At 55.5% G+C, this 18,176-nt stretch carries 18 protein-coding genes and 8 pseudogenes; 12 read left to right on the top strand and 14 right to left on the bottom strand.

The features are described from left to right. Nucleotides 1–38 precede the first annotated feature (38 nt). Together IU397_RS05365 and IU397_RS05360 are read left to right on the top strand one after the other, a co-directional pair. A pseudogene (locus IU397_RS05365) lies at nucleotides 39–538 on the top strand (IS5 family transposase); the annotation flags it as partial. A gap of 271 nt (nucleotides 539–809) precedes the next feature. After that, nucleotides 810–1,448, top strand: a complete 639-nt coding sequence (locus IU397_RS05360) for a DUF938 domain-containing protein (RefSeq protein ID WP_204411532.1) — start codon at nucleotides 810–812, stop codon at nucleotides 1,446–1,448. Between the two features lie 43 nt (nucleotides 1,449–1,491). On the opposite strand, the gene IU397_RS05355 is transcribed toward IU397_RS05360, so the two are convergent. Both IU397_RS05355 and IU397_RS05350 read right to left on the bottom strand, forming a co-directional pair. Beyond that, the gene (locus IU397_RS05355; protein WP_204411530.1) at nucleotides 1,492–1,899 is read right to left on the bottom strand and encodes a hypothetical protein; all 408 of its coding nucleotides are present in this window, start codon (nucleotides 1,897–1,899) and stop codon (nucleotides 1,492–1,494) included. 20 nt (nucleotides 1,900–1,919) lie between these two features. Next, nucleotides 1,920–2,102: a hypothetical protein gene (locus IU397_RS05350; RefSeq protein ID WP_204411527.1), complete on the bottom strand. Its 183-nt coding sequence runs from the start codon at nucleotides 2,100–2,102 to the stop codon at nucleotides 1,920–1,922. A gap of 146 nt (nucleotides 2,103–2,248) precedes the next feature. Here IU397_RS05350 and IU397_RS23815 point away from each other — a divergent pair. Beyond that, nucleotides 2,249–3,042 (top strand): annotated as a pseudogene (locus tag IU397_RS23815) (transposase). A 40-nt stretch (nucleotides 3,043–3,082) separates the two neighbouring features. Further along, a pseudogene (locus IU397_RS05340) lies at nucleotides 3,083–3,624 on the top strand (IS5 family transposase); the annotation flags it as partial. A 277-nt stretch (nucleotides 3,625–3,901) separates the two neighbouring features. Here IU397_RS05340 and IU397_RS05335 read toward each other — a convergent pair. The 5 genes from IU397_RS05335 to IU397_RS05315 all read right to left on the bottom strand — a co-directional run bounded on the left by IU397_RS05335 (nucleotide 3,902) and on the right by IU397_RS05315 (nucleotide 7,439). Beyond that, the gene (locus IU397_RS05335; RefSeq protein WP_239479627.1) at nucleotides 3,902–4,888 is read right to left on the bottom strand and encodes a GAF domain-containing protein; all 987 of its coding nucleotides are present in this window, start codon (nucleotides 4,886–4,888) and stop codon (nucleotides 3,902–3,904) included. Nucleotides 4,889–4,934: 46 nt separating this feature from the next. Further along, the gene (locus tag IU397_RS05330) at nucleotides 4,935–5,525 is read right to left on the bottom strand and encodes an FMN-dependent NADH-azoreductase (protein WP_204411526.1); all 591 of its coding nucleotides are present in this window, start codon (nucleotides 5,523–5,525) and stop codon (nucleotides 4,935–4,937) included. 117 nt (nucleotides 5,526–5,642) lie between these two features. Then, nucleotides 5,643–6,071 (bottom strand): lactoylglutathione lyase, encoded by a 429-nt coding sequence (gene gloA / locus IU397_RS05325; RefSeq protein WP_204411524.1) that lies wholly within the window; start codon nucleotides 6,069–6,071, stop codon nucleotides 5,643–5,645. A 55-nt stretch (nucleotides 6,072–6,126) separates the two neighbouring features. After that, nucleotides 6,127–6,990: a sulfurtransferase gene (locus IU397_RS05320; protein ID WP_204411522.1), complete on the bottom strand. Its 864-nt coding sequence runs from the start codon at nucleotides 6,988–6,990 to the stop codon at nucleotides 6,127–6,129. Nucleotides 6,991–6,995: 5 nt separating this feature from the next. Then, nucleotides 6,996–7,439, bottom strand: a complete 444-nt coding sequence (locus IU397_RS05315) for a DUF4437 domain-containing protein (RefSeq protein ID WP_204411520.1) — start codon at nucleotides 7,437–7,439, stop codon at nucleotides 6,996–6,998. A 209-nt stretch (nucleotides 7,440–7,648) separates the two neighbouring features. Here IU397_RS05315 and IU397_RS05310 point away from each other — a divergent pair, with 209 nt between their 5' ends. Beyond that, entirely contained in the window at nucleotides 7,649–8,497 is an 849-nt protein-coding gene (locus IU397_RS05310) for a helix-turn-helix domain-containing protein (RefSeq protein WP_204411518.1), read from the top strand. A 138-nt stretch (nucleotides 8,498–8,635) separates the two neighbouring features. Then, nucleotides 8,636–9,906, top strand: a pseudogene (locus IU397_RS05305) (ISKra4 family transposase); the annotation flags it as partial. A 103-nt stretch (nucleotides 9,907–10,009) separates the two neighbouring features. On the opposite strand, the gene IU397_RS05300 reads toward IU397_RS05305, so the two are convergent. After that, a complete protein-coding gene (locus tag IU397_RS05300; protein WP_204411516.1) occupies nucleotides 10,010–10,672 on the bottom strand; it encodes a hypothetical protein in 663 nt (220 codons plus the stop codon). A gap of 104 nt (nucleotides 10,673–10,776) precedes the next feature. Between IU397_RS05300 and IU397_RS05295 the strand changes: the two are divergent. Next, nucleotides 10,777–10,983: pseudogene (locus IU397_RS05295) on the top strand (IS6 family transposase); the annotation flags it as partial. Nucleotides 10,984–11,077: 94 nt separating this feature from the next. Beyond that, complete coding sequence (locus IU397_RS05290) at nucleotides 11,078–11,533, top strand: DUF4440 domain-containing protein (protein WP_204411514.1); 456 nt, start codon at nucleotides 11,078–11,080, stop codon at nucleotides 11,531–11,533. Nucleotides 11,534–11,552: 19 nt separating this feature from the next. On the opposite strand, the pseudogene IU397_RS23570 reads toward IU397_RS05290, so the two are convergent. From IU397_RS23570 to IU397_RS05270, 3 genes and pseudogenes are all read right to left on the bottom strand, one after another. Further along, a pseudogene (locus IU397_RS23570) lies at nucleotides 11,553–11,986 on the bottom strand (PLP-dependent transferase). Nucleotides 11,987–12,014: 28 nt separating this feature from the next. Continuing rightward, nucleotides 12,015–12,260 (bottom strand): PLP-dependent transferase, encoded by a 246-nt coding sequence (locus IU397_RS23810; RefSeq protein WP_370541623.1) that lies wholly within the window; start codon nucleotides 12,258–12,260, stop codon nucleotides 12,015–12,017. Between the two features lie 243 nt (nucleotides 12,261–12,503). Beyond that, nucleotides 12,504–13,133: pseudogene (locus IU397_RS05270) on the bottom strand (IS5 family transposase); the annotation flags it as partial. 289 nt (nucleotides 13,134–13,422) lie between these two features. Here IU397_RS05270 and IU397_RS05265 point away from each other — a divergent pair. From IU397_RS05265 to IU397_RS05255, 3 genes are all read left to right on the top strand, one after another. Continuing rightward, nucleotides 13,423–13,806, top strand: a complete 384-nt coding sequence (locus tag IU397_RS05265; protein WP_204411505.1) for a MarR family winged helix-turn-helix transcriptional regulator — start codon at nucleotides 13,423–13,425, stop codon at nucleotides 13,804–13,806. Nucleotides 13,807–13,879: 73 nt separating this feature from the next. Beyond that, on the top strand, nucleotides 13,880–15,148 hold the full coding sequence (gene fabF / locus IU397_RS05260; protein WP_204411503.1) for a beta-ketoacyl-ACP synthase II: 1,269 nt from the start codon (nucleotides 13,880–13,882) through the stop codon (nucleotides 15,146–15,148). 96 nt (nucleotides 15,149–15,244) lie between these two features. Then, a complete protein-coding gene (locus IU397_RS05255; protein ID WP_204411501.1) occupies nucleotides 15,245–15,490 on the top strand; it encodes a DDE-type integrase/transposase/recombinase in 246 nt (81 codons plus the stop codon). Nucleotides 15,491–15,545: 55 nt separating this feature from the next. Here the strand turns inward: IU397_RS05255 and IU397_RS05250 are convergent, their stop codons facing one another. The 3 genes from IU397_RS05250 to IU397_RS05240 all read right to left on the bottom strand — a co-directional run bounded on the left by IU397_RS05250 (nucleotide 15,546) and on the right by IU397_RS05240 (nucleotide 17,021). Further along, nucleotides 15,546–15,926, bottom strand: coding sequence for a DUF5615 family PIN-like protein (locus tag IU397_RS05250; RefSeq protein WP_239479625.1), 381 nt, complete (start codon nucleotides 15,924–15,926; stop codon nucleotides 15,546–15,548). 9 nt (nucleotides 15,927–15,935) lie between these two features. Next, complete coding sequence (locus tag IU397_RS05245) at nucleotides 15,936–16,535, bottom strand: DUF433 domain-containing protein (protein WP_239479624.1); 600 nt, start codon at nucleotides 16,533–16,535, stop codon at nucleotides 15,936–15,938. Nucleotides 16,536–16,631: 96 nt separating this feature from the next. Further along, nucleotides 16,632–17,021: a site-specific integrase gene (locus IU397_RS05240; protein ID WP_204411496.1), complete on the bottom strand. Its 390-nt coding sequence runs from the start codon at nucleotides 17,019–17,021 to the stop codon at nucleotides 16,632–16,634. A 116-nt stretch (nucleotides 17,022–17,137) separates the two neighbouring features. On the opposite strand from IU397_RS05240, the pseudogene IU397_RS05235 reads away from it, so the two are divergent. Next, nucleotides 17,138–18,176: pseudogene (locus tag IU397_RS05235) on the top strand (DDE-type integrase/transposase/recombinase); the annotation flags it as partial.

The following is an 18,176-nucleotide window of genomic DNA, read 5'->3' as shown; positions in this document are numbered from 1 at the left end:
GCACTGTGTCGCAGGCATGCGTTAAGCTGGTATCTGCGATGGAGACCGGCTTGGCACGAGATTTGATGACGGACGACGAATGGGCGTTCTTTGAACACGTCATCCTTCCTGCACGTGCCCGGAACGGGCGCAAACCCTCCAATCATCGCAGTGTTCTGGACCGGATATTCTGGATTGCGCGCACCGGATCGCCTTGGTGGGACCTGCCCGAAGAGTTCGGCAAATGGTCAAGCGTTTACAGGCCGTTCCGGCGCTAGACGCTGGCGGGGCTGTGGGAGGACATTCTCGAAGCCCTGAACCATGGCGGAGCTGTTCCGGACGTCCTGCAAATCATCGACAGTCCCGTCATCCGCGCCCACCACCAGGCAGCGGGCGCTAAAGGGGGACGCCGCGACAGGGTTTGGACCGCTCGAGAGGTGGGTTCACGACCAAGGCCCACCTCCGGGTCTGTGCGACAGGACTGCCCATGAGAACTGACATCGCACCAGGACAAACTTTGGACTATCTGGGGTTTGATTTGATGATGGATAACAATCTAACTGCGCTTGCCCATACGTACGTTTCCGATGTCATCGACGCAACCTTTGGCGCGGAAGTTCGAGATCGGCAATCCGAACGTCCATGTGAGTCCCCAGTGATTGAAAAACTCCTGCAGCTTACCCGGACACCCCCAACTTTTGTCCCCCCCGTGAGAACGGCGGCCGCCCGAAGCAATTCATGTTGCACTAATGATCTCAAGTTGCGATTTCAGCGGCTTTGGCTTGGTGAAGGGACTGGACGACACCGCTTGGGGGTGACAGCGTGCCGACATGACACGGCACATCATCCAACAAGCTGACACTTCAGAAGATGGCAGGCGAACAGCACCTGCGGCTTCCCGTAACACGGTGCCCTTGATCAAAGCGCTTGGCGCACGTTTGCCGTCCACGGGGCGCGTTCTGGAAGTGGCCAGTGGCACCGGCCAGCACGCTGCCGCTTTCGCCGCGGCCTTTCCCGCTTTGGAGTGGACCCCATCGGATGTGGATCCTGGACAACGCGAAAGCATTGCGGCGTGGCATCAGTCCACGCGTCTTGTGAACCTGCTAGAACCTTTGGCCGTTGATGTGGCCACATCTTGGCCCATCGCACAGGGATCTGTGCAGGCCGTTCTCACCGTTAACCTGTTCCATCTGATCCCGGAGGTGCTGGTCAGGCGCTTTTTTGTCGAAGCTCGTGTGGCATTGAGCGACGGCGGCCGGGTTATTGTGTATGGCCCATTCCGACGCGGGACCACGTTTGTGTCAGACGGGGATCAGGCCTTTGACGCATCCTTGCGTGCCCGCGATCCTGCGATTGGCTACAAGTCTGTGGAAGAGGTTACGGACGTTGTCGAAAGCGCTGGTTTCACTTCAGTAGCACGCGATAACATGCCCGCCAACAACCTGCTACTGACGTTCGCCACAGCGTAAATGTAACCGCGCGGTGGCCGGTTGAGGCTTTGCCCCGTCCTGATCAGCCGATCTCTCGGCCAACTTCAGTCAAGTAGCGCCAGATCAACTGTTCTCCGTCCCGCTCGAATAACACGGTTGAGAGGCGTCTGTTTTCCGGCGCGGACGCAAGCGCGCCGGTCTGATGTTCGATGTACTGGAACAGAATGAATCCAGGCCAGGACCCCAGCAGCCGTGGCGCTTCGATGGTGATCTGGAAACCGGGGTTCGTGCCGCGGCCCGCGGTTATACCAGTGACGATGTCGGCGCGGGTCAGAACCACACCAGCGGGCTGCACATTTTCGAACTCCGTGTGAAGGACATCTGCAAAGTCGCGGTCAAGAGCCTCCTGGGCCAGTTCTCCGCGAAACCATGCCCCCAGAAAAACGTGCAGGCGTACAACCTCGTCATGGGCCAGATCGAAGTCATCCATGGCTCAGGTCCCCGCCTTGCTCATTCCGAATTGGTTTCCGTTTGCTCGCTGGGCATCTCGTCTTTGCTGTCCAGCAGGAACTTAGCCGTGCAGGCCACCACATGCGCCAGCATGGCGGGCTCACGCAAGGCACCAAAGTCGTGCCCGGCATTCACATGCAGCAACTCTGTCTTCGCAATACGTCGATTTGCAACGTCTGTCACGTTGCAGTTAATGCGGTTCTGCCTCAATCTGTGTGGTACTGTTCTGGTTTGGGCTATGCCTAATAGTCATGATCACAAAATCAAAATTGCCTCCTGGCACAGGAGTTAGTGTTCAGGACATCATCTTCTAAGATGACAATGTCTGTATGGTTTCGGCGGTGGCTCAACCTGTCGGTCTCTGTCCTGATTGTGGTACACGAAGCCGTCATCGACATGGTTGGCGCAGGCGCAGCCTGTCTGATCTATCGATCCAAGGGCGTATAGTTCGTGTAAAGTTGACGCTAAACCGCTGGCAATGCAGGCGCCGCGAATGCAGGCGACGCACGTTCTCCGACGAGCTTCCGGCGATTGCGCGACCCTATGCACGTAGAACATCCAGGATGGCTGAAATCGTTGGGTTCGTAGGTCACAGGCTGGGCGGTCGTCCGGCTGAAAGCCTGATGCAACGGCTGGGCATGAAAGTTTGCCCAAGGTGAAGACATCCATGTCTTCGGCATTGATGATTGGAGGTGGCGGCGATCCTCTCATTATGGAACTATCATGGTGGATCTCGAGACAAGGTCAGTGGTTGATGCCTCGGAGCAAGCTTTCGGCAAGACAGGCCCGAAAAGTTGACGCGCTAAAACAAGGATGCCTGGCCATTGGCACCATGCGTCAGCTGGCCATGCGGTTTCGAGCCCTTTTCCGCATCAAAGAACCTGAAAAACTGGAGCAATGGATCGACACCGCAATCGAAACCGACCTTACCGAAATGCTGCGCTTTGCGAGGGCCCTGCACAGGGATCTCAATGCCGTGAAGAATGCAATCGCTCTGCCGTGGAGCAACGGGCAAGCAGAAGGACAGATCAACCGCCTTAAAACACTGAAAAGAGCCATGTATGGCCGAGCAGGACCGGAACTAATGCGCGCACGAACGCTGCCGTTCAATCACACAGATTGAGGCAGAACCTTATTTAGGGTCAGGACCCATTAATTTCTGAATGGCGGCATGCTTCACGGTTCAAAAAAAAAGAGCGGTGAACACGTCTGATCTATTCTGGCTGACGGATGCGCAGATGGCGCGCCTTGAACCCTTCTTTCCGAAGTCCCACGGCAAGCCTCGCGTCGATGATAGGCATGTGTTGAGTGGGATTATCTTCATCAATCGCAATGGCTTACGCTGGCGTGATGCGCCCAGGGAACACGGTCCGCACAAGACGCTTTATAACTGTTGGAAACGCTGGAGCGATAAGGGCATCTTCGCAAAGATGATGATGGGACTGGCAGCCGATCACTGCGAGGAGACGACCGCGATGATTGATGCGACCTATCTCAAAGCACACCATACGGCGTCCAGTTTGGGCGCCAAAAAGGGGGGCGTGGTCGTCTAATTGGTCGCACCAAGGGCGGCATGAACACGAAGCTGCACGCCATCTGCGACAGCCTGGGCCGACCGCTGAATTCGTTCGTCACCGCCGGACAAGTCAGTGGCTACATTGGCGCCCGGGCGTTGCTGAGCAGCCTACCGGAGGTCGATTGGCTACGCCAATGACGCAACAAAGCAAGTCTCGACGATCTACATGCTAAGGTCTTGTTTCAACTTGGAATCGGCGTTGATTGCAAATTGTGTTTAACGCCGAACGAAAATTGAAGAGCATGCTGATGCTTGTCGAAATATGCAGTGAAATGAAAATTATAGACAAAGACTCCCAGGTTTTGCCCACTCCCCGTTTCTTCAAAGGTCTGTTCCAGCTCCGCAAAGCCGGGCTGCGTCCCGTCATCAACCCGGTGATGCAAACGTGCGCGCTCTCGCCATGAACTCAGTGAATTGATAGATCGTCAGCCTTCGGATCAATCGCCAGCTTGGTCATTCGTCGATACATCGTAGCCCGGCCGATCTCGAGTGCCCGCGCGGCTTCGGAGACGTTACGATTGTGTTGAGTGAGAGCCTGCACAATGGTGGTCCGTTCCGCCTTTTCAAAGCTGACCTGCGGGCGATCATCCGTGTCCAATATCTCGGAGACAAGTTGCGGCATGATAATGCCTCCACCTCCTAGTTGGTACTTGTGGCGGGCGTTTCTTGTTGCGCCAACAACAACGTCGTCTTGGTCAATGGCCAAGAATGCAGCACCTCCACCGGACGCGCCCAGCACATCCAGAATGCGCGCCTTTGCATAGGCCGTTCGGAAACTGTCTGCCTCAATTTGGCGGGCGATCTGCTGTACAAGAGCGCGAACGAGAACATTTAGGTTCTCGGTATGGTCATGCCTGGCAGAGGATACATCAAGTGCACCGATCAACGACCCGTCCGGTCCAAAGATCGGAGCGTCAATGCAGCTCATGCCGGTGTTGCGGGCGTAGAAGTGTTGCTCAAGATGGATGACGGTCTGTTTGGCCTCAACAAGACAGGTCCCGATCCCATTTGTACCTTCGGCCTTCTCGCTCCAGTCGGTCCCTTTCCAAAGGCCCCATTCCCTGAACTGATCACTGTCGGCGGTGTTGATCCGCTGATCCAAGATCACCCCCTGCGCGTCAGAAAGAAGAACGCAGCACCCCGGCTGCCCGACAAGCCCAAAAAGATGATCAAGATAGGGAGCAGCAATGTCGGTGAAGCGTTCTTCCCGTTGTTGGCGTTCCCTGAGGTTTGCTTGATCGACGCGCTCGGGCGCTCTGCGCTCTCCGGGATGAAGCCCATGTATCGCCATCGACCGGGTCCAAGATGCAGCCAAACGGCTCAGCGCTGCGGCCTTCGAAGATTCTGCCGTTGAAATGACATTCTCTATGTGGCTTTCGCGGCTGTTCAACATCGTGGATATCCCTTTTCTGTTGGATGTCAGATTTGATGGCGTGTTTTCAGGTCAGCTGCGCCACCTGTGCCTTGATCCGGTCTTCGAGTGTGCCGGGAGATGTCACGGTCAGATCGGCGCCAATGACTTGAACATCCCTGATGCCAAGAAACTCCAGCACGTGCTTCAGGTACGGTGTTGCAAAATCCATCTCAGAGCCGGCCGATGTCTCACCACTGGCCAAAACGATGTACGCTTTCTTGCCTGTTGCCAGACCAACATAAGTGTGTTCGGGATCTGGACGGAACGTGATCCCGGGCCGTGCCACATGATCAATCCAGGCCTTCATCGCGCTGGACAGACCAAAGTTATACATCGCGACGCCGAGCACCAGAATATCGGCATTCAGCACTTCCTGGGCGAGCGCATTCGACGTGGCCAGGATCTCATCCTGTTCTGCTGAGCGGTCATCGATGTGCGTGAAACTCGCGCCGATCCACTCTTCAGAGAGGAACGCTGCCTGGGCCACGGCTTCGCGCTCGACGACAACGACGTTGCTGTAGCGCGCTCTCAAATGTTCGACCACCATATCTCCGCCGAGGCGGGATGCCGATCCCGTCATGCGGGCGCTTGAATTGACATGTAGAATTGAAACCATCTTAGTTTCTCCAGAAAGAATTTCATCCGCCTCTAACGTGGTTCATTTCGGCCTTGCGACGTGCTGAACGTGCATTACGGTTCTGATGTCTGTCCCACTGACGAGACAGTCTTTGCGTCAAGGTGCCATCTTTTCGATGAACTCGATCCGGTACCCATCAGGGTCTTCGATGAACGAAATGACTTCTTTGACGCCCGTTTCTTCGGGCGCAAAGGTCATCGGCCCTGCCGGACGCACGACATGGACACCAAGGGACTTCAGGTGCTTTTCCATGGCGTAGATATCATCGACTTCGAGTGCGATGTGCCCATAGGCATTGCCAAGTTCGTAGTCGTTGTCGTCCCAGTTGTAGGTCAGCTCGATCACGGCATCAGACGCTGCATCGCCGTACCCAATGAACACCAAAGTGAACTTGCCCTCTGGAAAAGTTTCGCGCCGCATCTCATACATGCCGAGCGCATCCTGATAAAATTTCAGGGAACGGTCTAAATCGCGAACACGTAGCATCGTATAGAGAATGCGGTTTGGAATCGGTGCGTTATCCATTGAAATTTCCTGATGCTATGGGCTCGTCCGCTTGGGTGGCGGATGAGCAATTGCGCTATATTAACTGTGTGACGGGGCGGTCAGGATCCTGCTTCCAAACAGCAAATGACCCATCAAACAAGGTGCCCTGTTCGTGGATTAATTCGAGGGCGAGCAGAACCACTGTGGCCGCGTAGCCTGACCCGCAAGACGCAATCAGGGGTTTGGTTTTCCAACAGGGGGCCAAATCGTCCAGAGCGGCGCGGATACCCTGTTGATCCAAGAAAAGACCCGTTTCGGGTTCAAGCATCGCACTGAACGGGACATTGAGCGCCCCGGGGATATGTCCTGTCTGCGGATCATCCGGCTTCCCGGCGTAATTCGCAGGCCCACGTGCATCGATGACGCATGCCGTGGCGCGCCGATCGATGAAAGTATCCAAATCTATCGTCAACCCGTCTTGCAAACGCGGTTCGACGGAGCCGGTGCCATAGGTCGTTGGCTCTGTGGAAATCGGTAAGCCTTGTTCCGACCAGAATTTCCAACCTCCGTTCAAGACACGCACATTGGTAAAGCCCCAATGGCGCATCGCCATCCAAATCCGCCCTGCTTGCATATGCGATGAGGCGTCGTAGAGCACGACGAGATCGCCAGGGTTGATGCCGAGGCGCGTGAACGATTGACGTGCGCCAGCTTCGTCCGAGATGGGTGCCAAGTTGGTGGCGACATCCGTCGCGATAAACTCCTTGGTCCAGTCAAGGAAAGCCGCGCCTTCGATGTGACCCTCGGCGTACTCCTCCGGCAGGGCACGCGCAGGCTTGGCCCATGTGCCCCTGACGTCAAATATCTTTACGTCAGATCGGCCCAACAGATGTGCGAGTTGCTTGGCTGAAATCAGAGGGGAGCGGTCATCAACCGTTCCTTTCCAGTCATGTGACATTGCCATTATTCGACCGGGGCGAAGTCAAAAGGCACGCCCTGCCAAAAGAAAGACACGCAATCGACGGGGCTGTCAGCCGCACATTGGGTGACATGCGGCGCATCTGCTGGCACGCTGTAAAAGCTGCCTGCGGACAGCGTCACGTTTGAGGCGTCATTGCCTTCAATCGGGTTTTCGAATTTCCCTTGGATAACGACCGCTTCGTAAGCGGCACCGTGGGTATGCAGGGGCGTCGCCTGACCAGCAGGAATGCGCACAAAGGTGCCATGGGCGCCATTTTCGCGATCACCCGACACGGTGGCAAAAGCAACAACGCCCGGGACGATGTCCTCAAAGACAATTTCCGACGCGTCAAGGAATTGACCGGCCTTCGCGTGGTCATTTGCAAGACCGGCAGTGGTGAACAGAGAGGTGGCAGTAAGTGCAATCAGGTGGGTTGCAAGCCTCATTTCAGCAGATCCTTTGTGGAGTTTATCTGCTAGAAAATTAGCCTTGAACGTGGCCCTGCCCTATACATGGAATCTAAAACAGCATGGACAAAATCGTTGTGCATACCATTTTTCCCTCTAGATAACACTTTTTTGAAAGCCATATTAATCCAAGGAACTGGACAAACTCGACAGCGCGAATAAGCGGATGGAGCGAGGGGGACGGACAATTGCAAACGCGCACGCTTACGATCCAAGACTCAACTGACCCCGATGCAAGCTTACGTGTCCAATCGCAGCCCGGGGAACCTCCGGCCTATTCAGAAGTGCTCTATCGACTTTTTTTGCCAGTTGGCGGGCCTGTGGATGTGGTGATCGAAGGGTGCGGTATCACCTTGGATCAGTTTCAGTTGCTCACCCTGTCTCCCGGAGAGCGGATCAGCTTCTCGCCAAGTGCCTCGTTTCTGTCCTGTGCTTTTCACCACAATTTCTTTTGTGTACGGGTAATGAGGAACGAGGTGTTTTGTGATGGTGTCGTCTTTAACCGCCTGCGTGGTTTGCCGATCGTCGATCTGAAAGAGGATGGCTATCGAACCGCGCGAGCGCGGTTTGAGGAGCTGGGCAATATCATCAGCGGTGAGAGCTTGTTTAAACCCGAACATGCAATCAATACGATCAAGTCCCTGCTTCTTCAGGCGGCGGATTGCAAAATCAGGTATGCAAATCCCGATGAAACCTTCCAAGTGACACCGGCAAAAGTGTCCGAGATCGTCGCAAGGTTTCAGGATTTGGTCGAAGACAACTATGCAAAACATCTGGAGATTGCGGAGTATTGCGATATGCTTGGCGTTACGATTGCGACCCTAAATCGGCATGTGAAAAATGAATTGGGTCAGACGGCAAAGCAGTTGGCGCAAGAGCGTCTGGCACTTGAAGCGCGCGTGGCACTTCGGACTGGAGATCGGTCTGTGAAAGAGGTTGCATTTGACCTCGGGTTTGGCGATCCACTTTACTTTTCACGCTTCTTTCGGAAGCAATTCGGCGCGGCGCCTACGCAGTATTTCTCGGGCACGGCCTGACAAAGACCGCGCCCCAATTGGACCTGTCGCGGTTTGATGCCGCTCCTTTGATAGCATTTACTGCACCAAAGGAGATGTGAGTGGGCAAAACGTGGGGTTTTTTGTCTATGATGTTGGTTTCACGGCGAGGGAATTGCCATGGATGTGCGGATCGTCGTCGAGACAACATTTGAGAACGGAACTACGCAGACGCGGCGTCTGGGACGCTTGTCCCGGCCATTTCGAGATACGCAGCCGAAGGGTTTTGGACTGCTGATCGAAGATGCAAAATCCATGCTCTGGCAATTGCAGCAAACGATCCTTCGTGACCAGATCGAGGAGATCTCTGAGGCGAGCAGGGTTAGCCCTGACTGCAACAAGGTCAGAGCGATCCATGGCTATCGACCCAGTGTTCTGGACACACTGTTCGGTCGTTTCCAGGTCAAGGCGCCACGCATTCGCCGTTGCGCCTGCAACGCCAAATCTGAGGTCGCCCTGGGTGGACCATTGTCGCCGCTGGCCCGTTTCTCCCCGGACCGATCAACACCTGAATTGCAGCGCCTTCAAGCTGAACCCGGAGCGCGGCATTCGTTTCGAGAAGCAGCGCGTATCATGGAGATGTTTCTGCCATGCGCCAAGCAAGCGAACACCTCGGTACGTGATCGCCTCGGCAAGATCGCCAAGAAAATCAGCGGCAGCGAGTATGTGGAACCGGCTGTCTCGTCCGCAGGTAAGAGCGCGGCTCCGGTGACGGTCTTTCCGGACGGTGCGCATATTCGGAGCAGACCGGAATACCAGAAGCGGCACCTCGATGTTGTGGTCGGCAAGATCGAGAGTTCGCACATGTGCCGTCGTTTCGGGCTTGTACAGCAGGCGGCTCAAGCGCCAGCGAGGTAAGATCTTAAAGAAACTGGCTGGGACGGCGAGAGCCCTGTCACCGTGATTTCGGATGAAGAACCCGCATTGCCCAATCTGGTGCGCTACGCCGTTGGCGGGCCGGTTCGCCATATCCTTGATTGGTGGCACATCTCGATGCGGGTAAAACATGTTGAGAACGCCGTAAGGGGGCTGCTGCAAGCCAAGAGTTTCTCTGGCAGTTCGGTGTTGTTCGAGCGGCCACAACGGACCTTCGATGGCTGAAGACCGATTGCGAGCGGCTCTGCAAAGATGATCCCAGACTGTGCGACGCGGCTGCGCGTGTAAAAGCGCGTTGCCGGCAACTCTACACCTATCTGGCAAACAACATGGATAGCCTGACCGACTATGGGAGGCGATATCGCAATGGTCTTCCGATCTCCTCGTCCCGCGCAGAAGGCTGCGTGGACGACATCGGCAACACACGGATGGGAAAGCGCCGTTGCATGAGGTGGTCACCCAAAGGCGCCCATCGCGTCGCCATCGTGCGGGCCGCCGGTCTCGACGGAAGGTTGACCAGCGCATACCACAGCCGGACCCCCAAGTTTTGCCCAATCCCGATACTGGCTTCAATGTCTGCTTTTATCTTGGCGAATTGTTCGTTGCCGAATATATCACTCACCCTATCATTAGTTGATATACATTGCTTGTATTATATCTCAATCCTTTAAGGACATAGCCTTTTGCAACGCTCTCGGCGCGCATGTCATCAGTCCATTTTACCTCCCCGTTGGGATAGTAAATGTATCCAAGCTTTGGATATTTTTCGACTAGCTGTCCTGAGATGTCGCTAACAATACGAGGCTCCCCGTTTGCATCGAAGGCTGGGCCACGCTGCGTCTCAATTTCTTTGAAGACAGGATTGTCTGCGAAAACCGGAACAACCTTTCTTTTGTCATCAAACTGACCACCAAAGTAATTTCCGAGGCTTTTATGGTAGTCTTGAACTTTTGCTTTGTTTTCTTCTGGGATTACTGAAACCTTGAAGTTTGGATCGGCAGAATTAAGAGGAATGGACTTTAAAGTATCTTTCCCAAACTGCTTGTCTAGATTTTCTTGACCGAGTGAGTGGATCGAAACGAAGTTCTGAAAGTTCTGAAAGTTCTGAGCCTTTACACCATAGTCATGGGCTTCTTTGGCGCATGCTTCAAGATCACTTTCTGGCAACTTGTCCAGTTCACCTTGAAGTTCATTGCCCAGCAAATCCAGATATCGGAGGGATCCATCTTTTCCGGTAGCAATAAGATCATTGTAGCTATTCGATTGTTTCCCATTGTGCACATTTGCGTCGATGCTGCGGCCAACACGCGCAGTTGACGGAAGGATGTTGTCACGTTGACGCTCTCCGGCTTGTTAACTCACCGATGGCAGCGTAGCGGACGCTCATGAACCCGACGAAGATCAGCTACAAGCGTCATTGCTTCCCGCCCGAAATCATCGCCCATGCCGTCTGGCTCTATGCCCGATTCAATCTGAGCCTGCGCGAGGTTGAGGAGATGTTGCTCGAGCACGGCGTCGATGTGTCTTATGAAATATTGCGGCGGTGGACGGCAAAGTTTGGCCCCAAGATCGCGAGCAGATTGCGTCGTCGCTAGGCACTTAAGATATTTGACGGATGTAAGTTCGCCGAGATTGCGCACCCCTGCGTCTCACTAGTGGGACACATCGCCAGAACGCTTGCCTTTAATGAATGGAAAACAGGGAGGGCACATCGCAAGCTTTGCGGACTGCAATCCATCAGGAGCACGAAGAATGAACGCACCTAGCAATTACGTTGTCGACGCAATTTCTGCCAATAACCGTGATTTTGAGCAAGCGTTTCAGGCTTTGAATGCCGAAGGGCTCGCCGCTGTCTACACCTCAAACGGTATGCTCATGCCACCGAACAGCCCGATCATCCAAGGACGCGCCAACATGACGGCCTTTTGGCAGGGCCTGATCGATATGGGCATTGCCGGGGTTGAGTTTGACACAGTTGAGCTCGATCAGGTTGGAGACAGCGTCAACGAGGTCGGCAAATTCAAACTGAAGACCGCTGATGGTTCTGTCGCTGATAGCGGCAAATTCATCGTTGTCTGGAAACAAGAAGCCGGGAAATGGTTGTGGCACCATGACATCTTCAGCAGTGATAATGCAGCCTAAACACATGATCGCGCTGGCCTCAGATCCCGGCCAGCGCATTCTCGATATCGAAAATGAGGTCATCGACCTCTTCCTGCCCAACCGCCAACCGCGAGAGCGCATCGTCGATCCCGAACCGCACACGCTCTTCGGGCTTGTAGACCGCATGTGTCATCGTCGCGGGGTGCTGTACGAGCGTTTCCGCGTCGCCCAAGCTCACGGCGCATTTGATCAGTTCCAACGCATTGATGAACCGCCATCCTGCCACGATACCGCCATCAAAGCGCAAGCCAATGATCGCGTCATAAGCTCCGGTTGCGCAAAACCAGACGGGCCTGGATACAGAACGGACTTTAACCTTTCAGATGCGCTAAGAGCCTCTGCGATATGCAATGCAAACGCTGAGTGCGCCGTAACTCGCAAGACGAGCGTCCTGAGACTGCGCGGGGTCTGAAACGCCGTGAATGGCCACATTGTCGCGCCAGTTATGTAGCGTAGACCTTTACCCCTGACTCAAGTCTTGACGTCCCACCGCAATACCACCGAGCTGGTCGCCGTGTCCGCCAAGGAACTTCGTCGCCGAATGCACGACAATGTCCGCGCTATGCTCGACCGGTCTTTGCAGAACCGGGGTCGCAAAGGTGTTATCGACGACGATGATTGCCCCAGCCGCATGGGTTATGGAGGAAACTGCCTGAATATCGATGAGGCGCACATTGGGGTTAGAAGGCCTGTCAAAGAAGACTATCTTCTCAATGCTTGCTCGACAACATTTAGATCAGTCATGTCGATAAAGATTGTCTCAACCCCAAAATCATGCAGACCTGTGGCGAAAAAGCGAAGCTACAGCATGGACCACTTGATCAACGATGACCCGGTCGCCGGCCGTCAAATGCGAGAAAGCGACAATCGTGATTGCCGCGATGACCGTGGCCAGGGCCAAACCCGCTTCGGCACCTTCGAGGCTGGCCATGCGCTGTTCCAAGATGGCTTTGCGGGTGTCGTAGGCACCGTCGGCGGTGACGCTGCCGATCTGCTCGTGCGCCGGAATCTGTTTGAGCAGGTCGGGTAACACCGGCGCATCGCCGATGTGGCTACCTGTGATCTCCACGGCCCGAACCTCCAGCGTTTCCTCATCAATCCCCAGATGGATCTTGCGCCAGACGCGCCGTTTCGGGCCGCCATGCTTGCGTGTGTGCCACTCGCCTTCGCCCTCAACCTTGATCCCAGTGCTGTCGATCAGCAGGTGCAGCGGCCCCTTGGACCCGCGATACGGTATGTTCACAGCCAGGGTCTTCTGGCGGCGGGACAGGGTGCTGAAGTCAGGCACCGTCCAGTCGAGGCCAACCAGCTGCAGCAGGCTCTCGACGAAGCCGGTCGTCTGCCTGAGCGCCATGCCGAATATCACCTTCATCGAAAGGCACATCTGGATGGCGGCATCGCTATAGGTCTGCTGGCGGCCACGCCTGCCTGTCGGCGAGGCATCCCAGCTCATCTCGGGGTCGAACCAGATCGTCAGCGAGCCACGGCGCTTGAGCGCTTCGTTATAGGCCGGCCAGTTCCTGGTCCTGTAGATCGGGGGGGGAGGTCTGCTCCATGCAGCCCAGCTACCACGCTGGATTCACGTGATGAATCCTCCATAGCATTTGTGCAACAGAGCCTCGACAATACCAACGAACCGCCATGAGGATCACATCCTTCGGAAATCGATGCTGTTTGAACGGATTTCGACGTGGCATACCCACCTCCTGAATGCTTGGACCAAGTCTGGCTTGCCAGATGGGCTAACGCAACAGAGCCGGCCATTGGCAATAGATTTCATGAAGTGTCCGGCAATGTTGACCAATGTGCATCCAATCCGCATCTTTCGATACATGGACGATATTCACCCTTACTCGAATTGTCTCGTGTTGAACACAGTTAGAGCGGCTCGGATATTGCTGCGGCAGCACGACCAAAAGCTCAAGGCCTATGGTGTTACGGTTCAGCAATTTGCCCTTTTGTCGACGATCCGCTTGCGTCCATCCGAGACTGTCGCAAGCCTTGCCGAAAGAGTTGCGCTCGACCGGACCAGCTTGACCCGTAATCTGGACCTGCTTGAAAAGAAAGGCCTTATTCAACGGGTGGCGGGAGCAGGCAATGCACGCCGTTGTGTGCTGACCCCGGCAGGAGAGCGGCTTCAGGACGATCTTAACGAGGAATGGCACACGGCCCAAAATCATCTACTGTCCCGTGTGACGGCGGAAGAGGCGGAGACCTATCTACGGGTCGCTAAGGCACTTTCCATGGAATAAAAATAGCGCAATGCGGTTGTCTCGAAATTATATAGTGTATATGCACAGTGCAAATGCACATATGAGGTGGGCCATGCAGGATCCTATCGTCGTCACTGGGCTAGGTGCGGTGACGCCGCTTGCGTCTGGCGTAGAGGCAACCTGGCGACGGTTGATTGCTGGCGAAAGCGGCATAAAGACAAATGATCGCTTCGATACCGAGGGCTGGAAGTGCCGTATCGCGGGACTCGTCCCGTCTCAGGTTGACGCGCCCGATGGTTTCGATCCGGAGGTCGCCATGTCACCGCAGGATTTGCGCAAGACCGACCTGTTCATCCATTACGCGATGGCCGCCGCAGATGAGGCTTTGCGGCAGTCCGGTTGGGAGCCCCAGGACAGGCATGGCAAGTCTAGGACCGCCACGCAAATCGCCACGGGTGTGGGCGGGATACCCGCTATCACCGGCGCGGCGGAAACGATCCGGACAATCGGCGTGCGCAGGCTTTCCCCCTTCATCATCCCGTCATTTCTACCCAATCTCGCGGCAGGCCAGATCGCCATCCGTTTTGGTTTCAATGGCCCGTCAGGGGCACCGGTGACGGCCTGCGGGGCATCGGCACAGGCCATCGGTGACGCTATGCGCCTGATCCGCATGGGTGAGGCTGATGTAGCGCTGTGCGGAGGGACGGAAGCCTGTGTCGATCCGGTCGCCATCGGTGGCTTTACCGCCGCCCGGGCGCTCTCCGTGGGGTATAACGAGGCTCCTGCCGCCGCATCCCGTCCCTTCGATGCCGGTCACGAAGGCTTTGTCCTGTCGGAAGGCGCGGCGATGCTGGTGATCGAACGGCTAAGCCACGCGGAGCGACGCGGTGCGACGCCACTGGCGATACTGTCTGGTTATGGAACAACGACAGACGCCCATCACGTCACGGCAGGGTGGCCAGACGGGCGGGAGGCTGCCCGTGCGGTTCAGATGGCACTGGCGATGGCTGGGCTGGCACCTAATAAGATCAACTACGTGAATGCTCATGCGACATCGACGCCGGTGGGTGACGCTGCCGAACTTCGTGCGCTTTCCACAATATTTGGAGTGAATGGCGGAGGCGTGCCAGTCAGTTCAACCAAATCGGCGACGGGGCATATGCTGGGGGCCGCAGGTGCCATGGAAGCGGCATTCTCAATCCTGGCGCTTCGTGATCAGATTCTGCCGGTCGGCCTCAACATCGTCGATCCGATGGAAGAAGCCAGAGGCTTTGACCTCGTGCGTGATGCCGCACGTTCGCAAGACGTGCATCATGTTGTTTCGAACGCATTCGGTTTTGGCGGGGTGAATACGGCCCTGGCCTTCAGCCGAATTTGCTAGGAAGCTTGGTCGTTCTGCCCTAGAGTTGAAATCCTTCAAACCCGCCAGCCGCCAAAGAGTTTACTTTAGCCCTCAAGGTATGTTTCGCGACCGTTCGTGGTTCTCGGCGACGCCTGCGGGCCGCATAAGTATCTCAACAACCGGATTGAAGCTGACCACGCTGCTTTGAAGCAGCTTCTGCGACCAAAACGGGAGTTCCGAAAGATGACCTCAGCCAAGAACACTCTGAAAGGCATCGAAACCCACCGGGCCATCAAAAAGGGCCATTTCGCAAACAACGAGCCCGGCGTCTTGAACGAAGTGGCATTCGTTGCAAACCTGTTCAGGTCGGCGGCTGCGTAGTCCCAATGACCAGATAGGCCAATTGAAGGTCTCCGCACTAATGCAACAGAGCCCCCTATCCTTCTGGCAGATCGTACAACATCATCTTGCCGTCGGCCTCAGCCTCCAATACCTTGTTCACCATCACGCCGGTCGGATCTCCTAGTTGTTCCAGGTGAGCGATGGCGGCTTTGATAAGTGCCTTTGCCTGAACCCTTCCGAGGCACGGCAAGACGATCATGCCAGGGTGTATTTCAGCGCGCGACGCAAGCGCACGGAAGTCGCGTGCATTCTCCGTTACAATGATGAGGTCGTGTTCGATACAACGGGCGAGCACGGTATGATCTGCCTCACCGAGCCCGCCCTGATTGCGCGGATGAACGACATAGTAGCCTTCCTCCGCCATAAGCTCGTTCGCCACGCGCGGTGACAGGCATTCGTCCAGAAATAGCCGCATCAATGAGGCTTATGCGGCCTTGCGCCAAGGCTTGCCAGCACTCGGTCTTCCCCGAGGCGGATGCGCCTTCGCATAGACGAGTGCCGCCTCGAACGCCTCCTTGCTGATCTCGGAATAGTCCTCGACCAGATCGTCCAAGGTTTCGCCACTTTCGATGCGCCCGAGAACGGATTGGCAGGTAATGCGTGTCCCTTTCAGGATCGGCTCACCGCCCAAGATATCTGGATCTACTGCCAAGTGCTCATGCCTGGTTTCAAGGTAGCTAAGTGTTCGATCCCAAACCTCGGTTACAAGCGGTTCAAGATGCAGCGTCAGGCCCGGTGATAGCTCCAAGCTGCCAAACTTGTCTGCTTTCGAGCTTCGCAGGAACTTCCAAACACGTCGTTTCGACTTCTTTTCCATCTTGATGCCATCAAGCGACTGCATGGCTCGCGCATAGGCTACTGCATGCATTGGCACGTGCGCAGCCACCGTCTTGCGCATCCAAAGCTTCGTCTTACGCCTTGGAACGATACCTTCTTCGCAATCCTTCTCAATCCGCCTTGGAGCGACCCCAGCAAGATGTGCGGCTTCCTTGATTGTGAGATCTGCGGATACTTGCGTCAACATAATCTTTCCCTTCAGGGGGATAGATAATGGCTACCACCCAACTTGTCAAGATTCTGTCGCTTTGATCAGCCGGGATCACGCGGGTCTAACCCAAGCTCAGGCAAATCCCGCAAGCTCTGTAAGTCGAAGGGGCTCTGTTGGTGTTGTCACGTTAACTTTGGCGCTGAACACGACGGGTAACTTGCGCAGTTCCGTTCGAAAGTGCAGGCAGTCCTTCAGTTCGGGGCGCTTGCAGGTCGTCTCGAAGAAGAACCGCGACCCAACAAGCCGCACATTGTAGGTCGACGGGGTGACGTTCGCGTTGACCATGTGCAACTGATAAGCGCGCAAGTCTTCCTCTGTAGCGGTGTCCGGTGACCGCGCGAGGAACTCGGCAAAATAACTGACTGCCCGGATATGCGCCGTCTGCGAGCTTTCCCCTAGCCCTTTGATCCGCACATCTTCGATCATACGGGCACGCAGCGGGCTTATCTTCTCCTGTGTCATTGAAACCTCCTGTCCGATTGAGAAACCTCATGTCTGACGTCAGCGCCCATGGGTCCAAATAGGGTCATTTTCTAAGAGAGTGTTTGTTGCTCATCGTCACCACCGAGGAGTGGACGATGAGACAGACAACAAAGAGCCCCTGCGAGAAGATCGTCAAAGATATCAAGCGGGCAACCCGCAAACATTATTCATCCGAAGAGAAGATCCGGATTGTGCTGGATGGCCTGCGGGGCGAGGACAGCATTGCTGAGCTGTGCCGTCGTGAGGGCATATCACAGGGCATCTATTACAAGTGGTCCAAAGATTTCATGGAGGCTGGGAAGAAGCGGCTTGCAGGTGACACTGCGCGTGCTGCGAACACTGATGAGGTCAAGGAACTGCGTCGGGAGGCAAAGGATCTCAAGGAGGTGGTTGCGGAGCAGACGCTCGAATTGCGTCTTCTCAAAAAAAGCATGCTCGGGGATGGGGAATGAGACCTTGTCCGCCATTGGTCCGAGGACAATGGTCGAATGACGCATGAGATATGCTGCATCTGAGAAACTGGAGATCATCCGGTTGGTCGAGGAAAGCCACCTGTCGGCCCGTCGGACCTTGGCCAAGCTTGGCCTTCCACGCACCACATTCTACCGCTGGTATGACCGGTACCTGCAACGTGGTGAGGCTGGCCTTGAAGATCAATCTCCCAAGCCAAAGCACGTCTGGAACCGCGTACCGGACGATGTGAAACGCAAGGTTGTCGACTTCGCCTTGAAAGAGACAGAGCTGTCGCCGCGCGAGTTGGCGGTGACGTTTACAGATCAAGAACGCTATTTTGTCTCGGAATCTACAGTGTATCGGGTGCTGAAGGCGCATGATCTGATCACCAGCCCGGCGTTCATCGTGCTCAAGGCGGCAAACGAGTTCAAAGATAAGACGACGGCCATCAACCAGCTTTGGCAGACCGACTTCACCTACATCAAGGTATTGGGTTGGGGCTGGTTCTATCTCAGCACGGTTCTAGACGATTACAGCCGCTATATCGTCTCCTGGAAGCTTTGCACGAACATGCGGGCGGAAGATGTGACGGATACTCTGGAACTGGCGTTGCAAGCATCTGGCTGCGACCAGGTTCATGTCGTTCATAAACCGCGCCTGCTTAGCGATAACGGCTCAAGT

The sequence above is a fragment of the Actibacterium sp. 188UL27-1 genome (assembly GCF_016901225.1).
In the GTDB taxonomy this organism is placed as follows: domain Bacteria; phylum Pseudomonadota; class Alphaproteobacteria; order Rhodobacterales; family Rhodobacteraceae; genus 188UL27-1.
Note: the sequence above shows the minus strand (reverse complement) of the source record. Positions and strands in the feature narration are given on the sequence as shown.